Here is a 13,343-nt window from a genome sequence, read left to right as displayed (position 1 = left end):
GGCTGGGGGACCTCACCGCCCTTAGGCCCTTCCGACGGAGGGGGGCGTATTCCGAAGGAAGGTTGCCAGAGGGAGCGAGTTTTGGACCCGCTCCCCGGAAGGAGACGTCGGCGGGGGCGACGAATGCCGGCGTAACCCTCCATCTGGTATCTAGTCCTCGTTTAGCCCTTCGCCAGCGGCACCGCGACGAAGCGCGACGAACCGCCGCTCTTCACGCGCATCAGAACGCTGTTCTTGTTCTCGGTCCGCGCAGCGTCGATTACCTCACGGACTTCGCTTGGGGTGCCGACGGGCTTGCCGGCGACCTCAAGAATGACGTCGCCTTCCTTGAAGCCGCGTTCGGCCGCCGCGCTCTTCGGGTCCACCTCGGTGACGACGACACCTTCCCTGCCGGCACCGGCCACGGTGTTGGCGGGGGCGACCGTCAGGCCGAGCTTCGGCACGTCGGTTCCCTTGGTCGCGCCGCCCTTGTCTTCGCGATCGGTGTTGGCCTTAGCCTCGACCGTATTCGGCAACTGGCCGAGCGTGAGGTTGACGACCTTTTCCTGGCCCTTTTGCAGCACGTTGAGCTTGACCGCGGTGCCGGGTGCGAGACCGCCGATGGTGCGGGCGAGTTCCCTGGCATCCTTGACCGGCTCGCCATTGACGGCGGTGATGACGTCACCGGACTGGATGCCGGCCTTGGCCGCTGGACCATTGGCCTGCGGCTCCGCCACCAACGCGCCTTCCGCCTTCTTCATGCCGAGACTATCGGCGATGTCGGAAGTCACCGGCTGGATCTGGACGCCGATCCACCCGCGGCTGACCGAACCCTTGTCCTTGAGCTGGGCGATCACGTTATTGACCGTCGAGGCAGGAATCGAGAACGCGATGCCGACGCTGCCGCCGGACGGCGAATAGATCGCGGTGTTGACGCCCATCACTTCGCCATTGGTGTCAAACGCCGGACCGCCGGAGTTACCCTTGTTCACGGGCGCATCGATCTGGATGAAATCGTCATACGGACCGTTGCCGATGTCGCGGCCGGAGGCCGAGACGATGCCGGCGGTTACGGTGCCGCCGAGGCCGAACGGGTTGCCGACCGCGAGCACCCAGTCGCCGATCCGAGGTTTGCTATCGGACAGCTTGGCGAATGGGAAATCCTTGCGGCCCTCGACCTTGATCAGCGCCAGATCAGTGCGCTGATCGGTGCCGATCACCTTCGCGGTGTAGGTCTTGCCATCATCCATGGTGACTTCGACCTTGTCGGCGCCGTCGACCACGTGGTTGTTGGTCACGGCATAGCCGTCAGGCGAGATGAAGAAGCCGGAACCCTGGCCTGTGACCGGGCCGCGGCCGCCACGCGGTCCGCCGCGCAGGCCGGGCGGCAAGCCATCCGGACCGCCGAAGCGGCGGAAGAAGCGCTCCATCGGCGAGCCCGGCGGGAACGGCGAGTCATCGTCCTTGTTAGCGCTGTCGTCCTTGGAACTCTTGTCGGCGATGTTGATCTTCACCGAGATCACCGACGGCTTCACGCGCTCGACAATGTCGGCGAAACCGATGGGACGCTCGACCTTGCGGACCTCGTTGTTGACCTGCGCGTGCGCCGCGCTGCTGAAGACATCGGCCGGGCCCTGCTGCGGCGAGAAGCCATACACGGCGGCGCCGAGGCCGGCGACCACGGAAGCCATCAGCGCGAACTTGCGCGCGGAGAACAGCGAGCGGCGAGCTGCGCCGTACGACGGTAGCGAGGAAAGATCGACGGGACGTTCTGTCATGTTTCTAAAATCTCCGAAGCGTGAATTTCGACGGTGCGGGGCTGGGCACCTGACAGGACGGAAGATGGGGCTTGCCGCCTTACCGCGCGCTGGCTGGGGAATTAAACTTTTGTAATGCGGCGGCTTATGGATGCGGCAGAATAGCGCAAGCAATCAATGGGTTAGCGCTGGCCGAAAAACAACTTTCAGAGGACAGGGCGCTCGCGCCGGGCCGGGCAAGCAGCCAGCCGTCGCAGCTCTCGTAATCTTACGTTAAACCAACCGATGCCACAACCTCTGCACGAACAGTGAGAGCGTGGTTGCGGGTCGCCGAAGGCGAACCCTAGTTCATCGCCGTCAACGACAAAGATCAGGAAGAAAATGGTCAGCGCCGTTTCCAGCTAAGCCGCCACATTGAATCCCCTCGCCTATACGGCTCTCGACGGGGACGACAACGCCAAACAGCCCGCATCGAACGCGACACGGAACGACAGCGACCGCGGCCCGGCCACGCAGGTGTCGCTGTCGCGGGACGCGCTGGATCGTCTGACAGCCGCCTTCAAGGAAGGCCCGGACGCGGCGCAGCAAGCCTTGGATGCTTGGTCGCAAGCGGCGGAGGATCGTTTCGCTGATCGTTTTGCTGCGGCTAAGGCAGACATGGCGGTGGCCCGCGCAGAGATGCAAAGGTCCTTCGCGGCAACGAACGATCAAATGCAGGAGAATGTCGCCGGTTGGCTGAAGCGCACGCAGGAATCTTACGTCAAGTGGCAGAACACCACTCCAGTTCCAGCCGTGCAGCTCACAGCCGCGGAAATCGCCGACGTCTTGAAGAAGGCCGCGCCGCTTGGCATCGATCCATCCAAGATTGGCGATGCGGACACCTATATCTTCGCCTTGGACGGAAAGCAGTATACGTTCAAGAAGGACGGAACAGCTTGGGCGAACGATGCCGGCGTGCCGACGTCGGAAGAGCAAAAGCAGGACGTCCTAGCGATCATGGCAAACGACATACGGTCGCTGACTGACTACCTGCGGGATTATGGCGGTGTCGACATGTCTCTAGTCGTCTAACCCACGCATTTCTCGCTCAGGAAACCCGCGTCGAAACCACAACATAACGGCATCAGATCTCAGAGAACAGCGCAGGAAGTTTCATCCTGCGCCGCTGTTGTGTCCTGCAGCTTTAGCTGATCTGGATACCGTTGCCGTTGATGTCGAACATGAATTCAAGAGTATCCGTGTTGGCTGGGTCGAAGAAACTGACCACATCGACGAAGTTCTCGAAGTTGGTGTCGAGCGCATCGATGCGGGCGCGCAACGATCGCGTCCCGACTCGCCCCGCAAACCCGCCTCAGCTCTTCAATTTGAGCCGGCCCATGAAGTCCCGCTTGCCGAGCGGCACGCCGTTGGTGCGCAGGATGTCGTAGGCGGTGGTGGCGTGGAAATAGAAATTGGGCAGCGAGAACGACATCAGAAAGCCCTCCGCGGTGAAGGGCAGCTTGTGATCGCCGAGATGAAAGACGACGTCGCGGCCGCCGAGCGCGTTGACCGCCTCCGGCGTCCAGCCCTCCAGAGTCTCGCGGGTTTGCGCGACCAATTCTTGCAATCCCGCATAACTATATGGCGTCTTGGACGCGGGCGGACGAAACTCTCCGCTTTGCACGCCCTCGATAGCGCCGCGCGAATGCTGGGCGACGGAGATGATCTGGAAGCGCAACGGCAGCATGTCGGGCGCAAGGCGCGCCTCGACCATGGTATCGGGATCGATGTTCTTGTCGCGGAAATGAATGAGGCCGCGCTCGAGGAAGCCGCTGACGGCGCCAAGTGTCTGCAGATAGTTCGCCACACTGGCGTCGTAGAGTGAAAAGGCCATGTCCGGTTCCCCCTGGTTTATGTTTATTTTGACAGGGGAGTCATAGCTGAAGCCTGCCCGCTTGCAATGGCGGGCTTAAGCCTTCTTATCCGGCGCATCGGCTGCGAGCAAGCGCTCCAGCCTCGCCTCTTCCTCCTCCGTCAGATGCAACAGCGAAGGATCGGTCGCGCTGCCGGTATCCGAACGGCGGCGGTTGTAGAACCAGAGTGCCAGCCCGCCTCCGGCCAACGCGAGCGGCGGTAGCAGCCACAGCAGCAGCGTATGCGGCGTGAAGCGCGGCTTCAGCAGCACGAACTCGCCATAACGCGCGACCAGAAAGTCGATCACCTGGCTGTCGCTGTCGCCGGAGGCGATCCGCTCCCGCACGAGTAGCCGCAGGTCGCGCGCCAGCGGCGCGTCGGAATCGTCGATCGACTGGTTCTGGCAAACCATGCAGCGCAACTCGCGCGACAGGTCGCGGGCGCGGGCTTCCTTCGCCGGATCGGCCATGATCTCGTCGGGCTGCACGGCGTGAGCCGGCCCGCCCAGCGTCGCGGCGACAACAAGCACACATGCTGCGATGAGGCGCTTCAAAGCATTACTCCGCCGGCTGCAGCGCGCGGGCGGCCTTGGCCGGCTTCGGCGCGCCGACGCGCAGGCGTCGATCCGAGAGCGACAGCAGGCCGCCGAACGCCATCAGGACAGGTCCCCACCAGATCAGGAGCACCAGCGGCTTGTGATAGATGCGCACCGCGATGGCGCCCTCCGCATTGGTGTCGCCGAGCGAAATGTAGAGCTGGCTGGCGCCGCGGGTCAGCAGCGCGGCCTCGGTCGTTGACGAGGCCCGTGTGGTGAAATTGCGCTTCGACGGCGTCATCACCTGGAGCGCTTTGCCGTCGAGCGTAACCGTGAACTGCGCGATCATCTCACGGAAGTTCGGTCCCTGCCGTTGCGTGATCTCGTCGAGCTTCAACTGATAGCCGGCGACGCTCGCGACATCGCGCGGCTTCATCGTGCCGATATACTCGCTGTTCCAGGTGGTCTCGCAGACGATGCCGATCAGCGCAACGCCAATGCCGGCATGCGCGAACGCCGTGCCCCAGGTCGCGCGCGGTAGCCCACGCGCACGGGCCATCGCGGTGGCCAAGGGAACGCGGAACAATCCCGTACGTTCGACGAGATCACTCAAGGCGCCGCCAATCACGAATATCGCAAGCCCGATCGCCAGCGGGGCGAGCGTGGCTCCGCCATGGGTCCATGCAAACAGCACTGCAATTGTGACCAGCGCCGCGATGCCGGCCGCTGTCAGCCGCTGCGCCGCGCCGAGGAGATCGCCGCGCTTCCATGCCAGCAGCGGCGCAAACGGCATGGCGACCAGGAGCGGTACGAACAGGGGCCCAAAGGTCAAGTTGAAGAACGGTGCGCCGACCGAAATCTTGTCGCCGGTCAGCACTTCCAGCGCCAGCGGATACAGCGTTCCGATGAACACGGTGGCGCAGGCCGAGGTGAGAAAGAGGTTGTTGAGCACCAGCGCGCCCTCGCGCGAGACCGGCGCGAATAGCCCGCCCTGCTTCAGTGCCGAGGCGCGCCAGGCGTACAGCGAAAGACTGCCGCCGATGAACAGGCACAAGATCAGCAAGATGAACACGCCGCGCGAGGGATCGGTGGCGAACGCGTGCACCGAGGTCAAGACGCCCGAGCGCACCAGGAAGGTGCCGAGCAGCGACAGCGAAAACGTCAGGATCGAGAGCAGGATGGTCCAGACCTTCAGCGCATTGCGCTTTTCCATCACGACGGCGGAATGCAACAGCGCGGTGCCGGCAAGCCAGGGCATCAGCGAAGCATTCTCGACCGGATCCCAGAACCACCAGCCGCCCCAGCCGAGCTCGTAATAGGCCCAGTACGAACCCATTGCGATGCCGAGCGTGAGGAATATCCACGCCACAAGCGTCCACGGCCGCACCCAGCGCGCCCAGGCCGCGTCGATCCGGCCTTCGATCAAAGCGGCGATCGCGAACGAGAACGAGATCGAAAACCCGACATAGCCGAGATAGAGCATCGGCGGATGCACGGCGAGCCCGATGTCCTGCAGCACCGGATTGAGGTCGCGGCCTTCGATCGGCGGGCTCGCGATGCGCAGAAACGGGTTCGACGTGACCAGAATGAACAGATAGAACGCAGCCGCGATCCAGCCCTGCACCGCCAGCACATGGGCGCGCAGCGACAGCGGCAGATTGTTGCCGAAGGCGGCGACCAGGCCACCGAACAGCGCCAGGATCCCCACCCACAGCAGCATCGATCCTTCGTGATTGCCCCACACGCCGGTGATCTTGTAGAGCAGCGGCTTCATCGAGTGCGAATTCTCGAACACGTTGACGACGGAGAAATCCGAGCTGACGTGCAGCATCACCAGGGCCGTGAACGAGGCCGCCACGAACAGCAATTGCGCCAGCGCCGTGGAGCGCGCGACGTTCATCAGCGCGTGATCGCCCCAGCGCGCGCCCAGCATCGGAACTGTGGACTGGATCAGCGCAAGTGCGAGCGCCAGCACCAGCGCGTAGTGCCCGGCTTCCGCGATCACTTGGAGGTCCCCTGAGCCGGCGCAGATGCCGTCGCAGCGCCCGGCTTGGCGCCGTAATCGTCCTTCCAGTGCCCCTGCTTCTTCAGCGCGTCGGCGACGTCCTTCGGCATATAGGTCTCGTCATGCTTGGCCAGCACGGTATCGGCCTTGAACACGCCGGACGCGTCGAGCGCGCCTTCGGCGACCACGCCCTGCCCTTCGCGGAACAGGTCCGGCAACAATCCCTTGTAGGCGACGGGCAGCGTGGCGCTGCCGTCGGCGATGCTGAAGTTTACGGCAAGGTTGTCGCCGCGCACCAGCGAGCCCGGCTGCACCAGGCCGCCGAGGCGGAACCGCTTGCCCGGCGGGATCTGCTTTTCCGCCGCCATGGTCGGCGTGGAAAAGAACACGATGGAGTCGCGCATCGCGTTCAGCACCAGCGCCGCCGCAACCGCAAGCACCGCGAGCGAACCGCCGATCATGGTCAAACGCCGCTGCTTGCGCGTCATCAATATCCCCTGCCTTCGTCTTTGGGTTCCGCCATCCGGCTCTACCCATCAAGCCCGAGATTTTTCAGGCCTTCATTGAGCTGGCGCAAGCGTTCGGCATCGCCCGCGACCGCCTGGCGCGCTTCGGTGCGCGCACTCGTCGCCTTGTCGCGTTCGCCCATCACCATATAGGCCCGCACCAGCCGCAACCAACCCTCGACATCGCTGCCGTCCTGCTTCAGCCGCGCCGCCAGCCGATCGACCATGCCACGCACCATCGTCCCGCGATCGGCCTCGCTCATGTCCCTGGCGGCGGCCATTGCATCGTTGGAGAGCGCCGGCGCGACGGGGGCGCCGACCCGGGTCAGCGCCGCCTCGACCAGCGGCCGCCACGGCGCGTCCGCCGACGCTTTTGACAGCATCGCCTGCCAGATCGCGGCGGCATCGGCCTTCCGGCCGTCCTGTTCGGCAGCGAGCCCGAGGAAATAGCTGGCCCTGGGATCGTCGGGGTTTTGCGCGACCGCGCGCTCGAATTCGACCTTGGCCTCCGCCGTGACGACGCCGCCCGCGCTGCCAACCAGCGCTTCACCGAGATCGGAGCGGCGATCGGCGCTGTCGCCAGCGTGTTGAATCGCGTTGCGGTAGGCCCGGACCGCGTCGTCGAAGCGACCGAGCCGCGCCAGCACGGGCGCCAGCACGGTCCAGCCGCGACCATCGGTCGGATTTTTCTCCAGATGCGCTTCGACCTGCGCCACCATGTTTTCGAGCGGCTGGCTGGCGTCGGCCGTGCGGGTGCGAGAGGCGAGCGGGAAATCACCAAGACGCGGCGATCCAAGCGCGAGATAGAACGTCACTGCCGCGATCGGCAACCCCACCAGCGCGACGACGGCCGAGGCACGCCGCAGGCCAAGGTTGGCCCGCGCCGGCAGGTTGCGCTCCGCGTCTGCGGCTGCAAGCAGGCGGCGGCCGATTTCGACACGCGCGGCTTCGGCTTCGGACAAGCCGATCAGCCCGGCTGCGACATCGCGGTCGATCTCGGCGAGTTGATCCTTGTAGACGACCGCCTCGCTGCCGCCGGGTTGTGCAGAAGAGCTGCGGCTCAACGGCCAGAGCACGGCAAAAATCGCCGCGACCGTCATCAGCGCGAACACAAACCACAGCGTCATCAAGCAGTTCCCGGGCGGAACGACGCTTTCAGGCAAGCGCCGATGCGCCGCTTTACACCACCGGCGGCAAGCCCGGCAATTGACAATTGCGGCAGAAAACCGGGAAGCGAGCCTACCGCCGCCAGCGATCCGGAATTCCTCGGCGCAGTTCGCCTGGGTTTCCCCTGCCGGATCGCGGCTCGCAAATCCATCAACCAGCATGCACGAGCGCGGGACCCTCGCGCCTCCGGCTATAGGTTTGCACCAAGACGTAGGCGATGCTACACAATGGGGCTGAGGCATTAATTGCGTGCAGAGGCAGATCGATGCGACCCTGGAAAGCATTTCGACGTGGCGCTGTTCCGTCCAACCTCTGTCGCAGCGTACCGCTTCTGTCACCTCCGCTGCTGTTGCTGTCATTTCCGGCCGCCGCCCAGGACGCAACGGAAAGGGCAGCGATCGCGGCTGCAGTGCTGCCCCGCGATCTCAGCCCCTGGGGCATGTTCATGCAAGCGGACGCCGTGGTCAAAGCAGTGATGATTGGCCTGGTGTTTGCGACCGCGGTCACCTGGACGGTGTGGCTCGCAAAGACGATCGAGCTGATCAAGGCGCGACGGAATGCCCGACACGCCTTGCGCGAACTCGCCAATGTCCGGAACGTGGAAGACGCCGTGCGGCAGGTCCCCGAGGGCGCGGTTGCCCAGTTGCTCGAGGGCGCCCTGGCAGAACTCCGATTGAGTACCGATCGGATGGACAAGGAGGGGATCAAGGCACGGATCGCCTCCCGGCTGCAGCAGATCGAGGCGGCGGCAAGCAGGCGCATCGGACTAGGCACGGGCGTGCTTGCGACCATCGGATCGACCGGCCCCTTCGTCGGACTGTTCGGCACGGTCTGGGGAATCATGAACAGCTTTATCGGAATCTCGAAGTCGCAAACCACCAACCTCGCCGTGGTCGCGCCTGGCATCGCCGAGGCGCTGCTGGCAACGGCACTCGGGCTGGTGGCGGCGATTCCCGCGGTCATGATCTACAATCTCTTTGCACGCCAGATCGCCTCATACCGGGCGCTACTCGGCGACGGATCCGCAGAGATCACGCGACTGGTCGGCCGCGACCTTGATAGCGGCACCATGCTGGTGCGGCGGCACCTCGCAGCGGCTGAGTAGCAGCCATGGCCGCCAGTCTGAACCAAGGCACCGGCGATCTCTCCGAGGTCCATGAGATCAACGTGACGCCTTTCATCGACGTCATTCTCGTCCTGCTCATCATCTTTATGGTTGCCGCACCGCTTGCGACCGTCGATATCGCCGTCGATCTTCCGGCGTCGAACGCCCAACCGCAGCCGCGGCCCGACAAGCCGGTCTATCTGACCGTGAAGCCGGACCTGTCGCTTTCCGTCGGGAACGAAACCGTGGGCCGCGGCGCGCTGCCCGGCGCGCTCGATGCGAGCACCGGCGGCCAGAAGGATACCCGCATTTTCCTGCGCGCCGACAAGCTCGTCCCCTATGGCGAGGTGATGCAGGTCATGAACATGTTGCGGGCCGCCGGCTACCTCAAGGTCGCCCTGGTCGGAATGGAGCAAGCTTCATCGCCATGATGCAGCTTGCGGCCGAAGATCGTTCCGACCTTCGACGATGGATGTTCAGCAGCCTCGCGGTGCTGTGCGTCTACGCCGGATTGACCGCCACGCTCGCCACCTGGCGCGACGTGGACGACAGCGTGGCTGCCGAACCTTCGGGCGCGATCGTGATCGACCTGGCACCGTTGGCCGCCGCACCAGCGACGACGCCGACCGACATTGCGCCCGGTCCAGAGCAGGTGATATCGGAGGCGCAGCCGGTGGCGAAGCCCGGGGAGACGCCGCCCGATGAAACGCCTGAGCTGCCGCCCGCGCCCAATCCGGACGCCGCCGTGGCGCTGCAAACCAGGCCGCAGCCTGACGTGACGCCGCAGCAGCAGCAGGCAGCGGCCGCCACGACATCAGCACCGCCCGCGATTAACGAGCGGATCGCACCGGTCGCCGTTGCGCCGACCCAGGGTGTGCCGAATGACAAAAATTCGGAGGCCGTGGTGACATGGCGAACCCAGGTCCTCGCTTTGGTCGAAAAGAACAAGCGATACCCGGAAACCGCGCGGTCGCGGCGCGAGCAAGGGACGGCGCAGGTATCGTTTACGCTGGATCGCAAGGGAATGGTTGTCAGCGCGCGGGTAATTCAAAGTTCGGGATCCGGCGCCCTTGATGAAGAAGCGCTCGCGCTCCTCAAGCGCGCGCAGCCCTTCCCAGCCCCGCCTGCAACGTTTCCCGGCGAATTAGTTGTCGTCAGGCAGCCGATCCGCTTCACCGTCAAATAGAGCGTGCGAAAGGCTGACTGGTCGTCGAGTTAGGGGCATCAGTTCGATGCGTTAATCCACCACGATCTCGCCGCTGCCAAAGCTGTAGTTGACGCCGAGCCTGACCCCATCACTGGTCACCCGCGCGTTGGCGTCGAACGCAACCGCGGTGTTGACCGCCACAGGCGGTGTCGAACGCACCGAGCCGAAATCCATGTGAAGATATTCGAGCTTTGCCGTCCAGTTGCCGGTCAGCCGCGTCTCGAAACCGGCGCCGACAGCCCAGCCGAAGCGATACAAGTGCCGATCCAGAGACGCCGTCGTCGCGACACCCGCATTATCGAAACCTGCAACAGCCGTTGACGTCGTTATCTTGCCGAACGGAACGCCCGCGGTGGCATAGGCAAGCAGGTCCGGCGTCACAAGCGTTCCGACGCGCCCGCGAACCGAAGCCGCCCAACCCAGACGATAGTCCAGGCTCGCCGTCACGGTGGCATCGAGCGGAGCGAGCGCCGGGTTGCAGATGTTGCCGGGGCAAGCGGTGGCGCTGCTTCCGCGCTGGTTGCGGTATTCAAAATCGCCTTCAATGCCTGCCAGCATCCGGCCCGACGTCCAGTTATAGCCGGCCTGTCCGCCAATACTGGCGGTGTCGTGCGTGGACGACAGGCGGGCTCCGGCAAGCGAGGCACCGGTTGCAGCATCGTTGAACGCAGCGCTGGTAACGCCCGCACCCCGCAAATATCCGACATTGCCGCCGGCATAGATGCCGACCCAGTTCCAGGCCGCCGCTTCGTACGCGGGGCTCTTGTAATAACCGTTGCCGTCCGGCCGTCTCGCCGTGCCGATCCAGGTGCCGGGCGGGCCGCTTGGCCGGTCGACACCGTATTTGACGTTGAGAAACAGCTTGAAGCCGCGACCCGGTTGCAGAATCTCGTCCTTGTGAAATTGAACGGAGTTGCGAATGTTGGCGTTGAGCAGATTGTCGCCAACTATCCCGGTCGCGACCTCAACCGCGCCCCACGGCGAATCCTTCCAGAACTTCCGGTGCTCGAGCTGCACTTTCACCAAATCGTATCCGGCGGTCGGCGTATCGAATTGCGAAATGTCATTCTGCGCAAACGCGTGCAACACGCCGACGCGCGCGAACCAATTGTCGTTGCGCCAGTAAACGCCGCCGCCGAGGCGCATCGGAGGAATGCGCGGCACGTTGCTGCCGTCAGTGAACGTCGCCCGCACAACATCATATTGGCCGTCGAAACCAAGGGTGCCATTGGCAAGTTGTGCGGCGTCCCACTGCAACGCCAGTTCGCCGCCGCGGAAGGTCGCGTCACGCTGATCATAGTTGACCTGGATGTAATCGGTGCCGGCTCCGCATGACGCAAACGTTTCCTGACAGAAGATGCCGGTGGCGCGCGAGAAAATGAATTTGTCGTACGACGTGTAGTAGGCATTTGCAGCGAACCTGAAATCGCCATCCGTGCGTTTCAAGCCGATTTCCGCGGTCTGCGCGGTTTCGATTCCGAGGTTCGGGTTGCCGATCTTGAACGTCTTCTCCGAGCCGTCGGGACCCTGGGCGAACAGTTCGAGCGCGCGCGGCGCACGTTCGATCCGTTGCAGCGTCAGGCTGGCGACCAGCGAGGATGGAAGATCCTTGATGATGCCGAAGCTGACGCTCTTCGGTATGAAGTCGAGCTTGGCGGCTGCCCTGCCCGGCTCATCCGGTGGTGGCAGCAAATTCGGCGGGAAAGTGAATGCCGTTCCTTCAACACCAACTCCCTCAATGCGACCCGCCAATTGCGTGCGCAGCGTGTCCGTGTGCCTGACTTCATTGAGGAAGTACGCCGCCGCCGTTCTGGTCTGCGCCGGAAGCAAGATCGCCTGCCCTGCCGTGTCGAGTTGCTGGTAGGCGCCTTGCGCGCCGAAAATGCTGGTCAGCGGACCGACCGGCGTGGCGAACGGCGCAAGTTCGAACTCGAGCTTGCCCTCGGTCTGCCGGTTCTTGAAAGTGGCGGTAATCTCCTGGAAGCCGGTGGTGGCGAGCACCGTCTCGTCGTGCCGGTACTCCGAGTATCCGGTCCAGTATCTGATCGCCGCCAGCACGCTCGCGTCCGGGCGATACTCGCCCTTTGAGCTGATCTTGGTCTGTTCGAGGTCGTTGTGCTGACGGGCATCCGCGGTCGCAATGCCGGGGACGTGATAGTCGCTGGTGAAGCGCGAGACGGCGATGCCGGCATAACCGCCGTCGAAAAGCCAGGAGCCGCCGACCGCCGCGCCTGCGCTTTGCGAAGCGGAGTTCGGCTGCTTGCCGTTGAAGGCAGGCGCAGGGATCGGCGGGACCAGATACGGGTAACTCGGGACGCTGTAATCGCCGGAGGAGCGCCCGTAGATGTCGGCATGAACGGCGGCGTTGCGGCCGCCGGCATCCAGCAACAGGCCGCTCTCCCATCCCCTGTTGATGCTTGTCACGCCCGATCTCAGCTCTGCAGCCACTCCCCCGAGCGGCGCAGCGGTCGGAATCCGGTTGTTGTTGACGTCGACGACGCCGCCGACGGCCTGCGACCCGAAGCGGAGCGCACCCGGTCCGCGAATGACGTCGACCTTCTGGATGGCGAGAGGATCGATCGGCACCGCGTGATCCTGCGCGATATCAGACACATCGACCGCACCGACGCCGTTCTCCTGAATGCGGACCTTTGCGTCCGACAGGCCACGCAAGATCGGGCGCGACGATTCCGTGGCAAGCCCCGCCGAAGTTGCGCCGGGCATATTGGTGAACAGGCTGCCGAACCCGCCGTTGCTGCTGCCGGTCTGGATCTGGTTGCTTCCGATCGTCGACAGCGGCGCGAAGGGCGGATTGAAGGGCGAGGTCGGGGTGGTGGTGGGCGTTCGGCCCGGCGGCGGTGCCGCCACGGTCGTCGAACGCCGACCGGGCTCGCCGCGCGCAGCCCGCCGCGCAGGTTTAGGCTGACGCCCCTCGACGGTCACTTGCGGCATGTCGATTTCCGCCGGCGCGCCCGGCGTGGCTTGCGGTCCGGCCGGCGCGCTCTGCGACGGAGCCGGCTCCGCCGCAGCTTGCCCCGCTGCCGGCGGTGCCGGAGCGGCTGGTTCGGCAGGCGGCGCGGCCTGGGGCGCCGATGGCGCGGGCGCTGCGGTTTGCGCGGGCGCCGCGGCGTGGCTCAACCAAACCACGGCCAGTGCCGATGTACCCACAAGGGCCATTCGCGTCGCGCG

12 protein-coding genes are annotated in these 13,343 nt (G+C 64.6%); 4 read left to right on the top strand and 8 right to left on the bottom strand.

The genetic code is table 11. The annotated features are described in order from the left end of the window. Positions 1-161: 161 nt before the first annotated feature. Complete coding sequence (locus IVA95_RS30860) at positions 162-1,757, bottom strand: Do family serine endopeptidase (protein ID WP_247513926.1); 1,596 nt, start codon at positions 1,755-1,757, stop codon at positions 162-164. Positions 1,758-2,150: 393 nt separating this feature from the next. On the opposite strand from IVA95_RS30860, the gene IVA95_RS30855 reads away from it, so the two are divergent. After that, on the top strand, positions 2,151-2,807 hold the full coding sequence (locus tag IVA95_RS30855; RefSeq protein ID WP_247513925.1) for a hypothetical protein: 657 nt from the start codon (positions 2,151-2,153) through the stop codon (positions 2,805-2,807). 112 nt (positions 2,808-2,919) lie between these two features. Here the strand turns inward: IVA95_RS30855 and IVA95_RS38890 are convergent, their stop codons facing one another. The 6 genes from IVA95_RS38890 to ccmI all read right to left on the bottom strand — a co-directional run bounded on the left by IVA95_RS38890 (position 2,920) and on the right by ccmI (position 7,802). Further along, on the bottom strand, positions 2,920-3,054 hold the full coding sequence (locus IVA95_RS38890; protein ID WP_256470320.1) for a hypothetical protein: 135 nt from the start codon (positions 3,052-3,054) through the stop codon (positions 2,920-2,922). A 33-nt stretch (positions 3,055-3,087) separates the two neighbouring features. Then, entirely contained in the window at positions 3,088-3,609 is a 522-nt protein-coding gene (locus IVA95_RS30850; RefSeq protein WP_247513924.1) for a DUF1993 domain-containing protein, read from the bottom strand. 75 nt (positions 3,610-3,684) lie between these two features. Then, entirely contained in the window at positions 3,685-4,182 is a 498-nt protein-coding gene (locus IVA95_RS30845) for a cytochrome c-type biogenesis protein (protein WP_247513923.1), read from the bottom strand. Between the two features lie 4 nt (positions 4,183-4,186). After that, positions 4,187-6,169 carry a heme lyase CcmF/NrfE family subunit gene (locus IVA95_RS30840; RefSeq protein WP_247513922.1) on the bottom strand — a complete coding sequence of 661 codons (1,983 nt, stop codon included), beginning with the start codon at positions 6,167-6,169 and terminating at the stop codon, positions 4,187-4,189. Then, a complete protein-coding gene (ccmE, locus tag IVA95_RS30835) occupies positions 6,166-6,657 on the bottom strand; it encodes a cytochrome c maturation protein CcmE (RefSeq protein WP_247513921.1) in 492 nt (163 codons plus the stop codon). Before ccmE ends, IVA95_RS30840 begins: the two co-directional genes overlap by 4 nt. 41 nt (positions 6,658-6,698) lie before the next feature. Next, a complete protein-coding gene (gene ccmI, locus IVA95_RS30830) occupies positions 6,699-7,802 on the bottom strand; it encodes a c-type cytochrome biogenesis protein CcmI (protein WP_247513920.1) in 1,104 nt (367 codons plus the stop codon). 305 nt (positions 7,803-8,107) lie between these two features. Between ccmI and exbB the strand changes: the two genes are divergently transcribed. The 3 genes from exbB to IVA95_RS30815 are packed head-to-tail and all read left to right on the top strand — an operon-like array spanning position 8,108 to position 10,133. Then, complete coding sequence (gene exbB / locus IVA95_RS30825) at positions 8,108-8,947, top strand: tonB-system energizer ExbB (RefSeq protein ID WP_247513919.1); 840 nt, start codon at positions 8,108-8,110, stop codon at positions 8,945-8,947. Positions 8,948-8,952: 5 nt separating this feature from the next. Beyond that, complete coding sequence (gene exbD / locus IVA95_RS30820) at positions 8,953-9,378, top strand: TonB system transport protein ExbD (RefSeq protein WP_247513918.1); 426 nt, start codon at positions 8,953-8,955, stop codon at positions 9,376-9,378. Then, complete coding sequence (locus IVA95_RS30815) at positions 9,375-10,133, top strand: TonB family protein (RefSeq protein ID WP_247513917.1); 759 nt, start codon at positions 9,375-9,377, stop codon at positions 10,131-10,133. Before exbD ends, IVA95_RS30815 begins: the two co-directional genes overlap by 4 nt. A 51-nt stretch (positions 10,134-10,184) precedes the next feature. Here IVA95_RS30815 and IVA95_RS30810 read toward each other — a convergent pair whose 3' ends face one another. Beyond that, positions 10,185-13,331, bottom strand: a complete 3,147-nt coding sequence (locus tag IVA95_RS30810; RefSeq protein ID WP_247513916.1) for a TonB-dependent receptor — start codon at positions 13,329-13,331, stop codon at positions 10,185-10,187. Positions 13,332-13,343: the final 12 nt, after the last annotated feature.

The sequence above is a fragment of the Bradyrhizobium sp. 157 genome (assembly GCF_023073815.1).
Taxonomy (GTDB): domain Bacteria; phylum Pseudomonadota; class Alphaproteobacteria; order Rhizobiales; family Xanthobacteraceae; genus Bradyrhizobium.
The sequence above is the reverse complement of the archived record's forward strand: the minus strand, read 5'-3'. Positions and strand labels throughout refer to the sequence as shown.

Excerpts from the sequence above, each read along its gene's own strand:
- IVA95_RS30810 (WP_247513916.1), bottom strand. The coding sequence starts at position 13,331 with ATGGCCCTTGTGGGTACATCGGCACTGGCCGTGGTTTGGTTGAGCCAC.
- IVA95_RS30860 (WP_247513926.1), bottom strand. The coding sequence starts at position 1,757 with ATGACAGAACGTCCCGTCGATCTTTCCTCGCTACCGTCGTACGGCGCA.
- ccmE (WP_247513921.1), bottom strand. The coding sequence starts at position 6,657 with ATGACGCGCAAGCAGCGGCGTTTGACCATGATCGGCGGTTCGCTCGCG.
- exbB (WP_247513919.1), top strand. The coding sequence starts at position 8,108 with ATGCGACCCTGGAAAGCATTTCGACGTGGCGCTGTTCCGTCCAACCTC.
- IVA95_RS30815 (WP_247513917.1), top strand. The coding sequence starts at position 9,375 with ATGATGCAGCTTGCGGCCGAAGATCGTTCCGACCTTCGACGATGGATG.
- IVA95_RS30850 (WP_247513924.1), bottom strand. The coding sequence starts at position 3,609 with ATGGCCTTTTCACTCTACGACGCCAGTGTGGCGAACTATCTGCAGACA.
- exbD (WP_247513918.1), top strand. The coding sequence starts at position 8,953 with ATGGCCGCCAGTCTGAACCAAGGCACCGGCGATCTCTCCGAGGTCCAT.
- ccmI (WP_247513920.1), bottom strand. The coding sequence starts at position 7,802 with ATGACGCTGTGGTTTGTGTTCGCGCTGATGACGGTCGCGGCGATTTTT.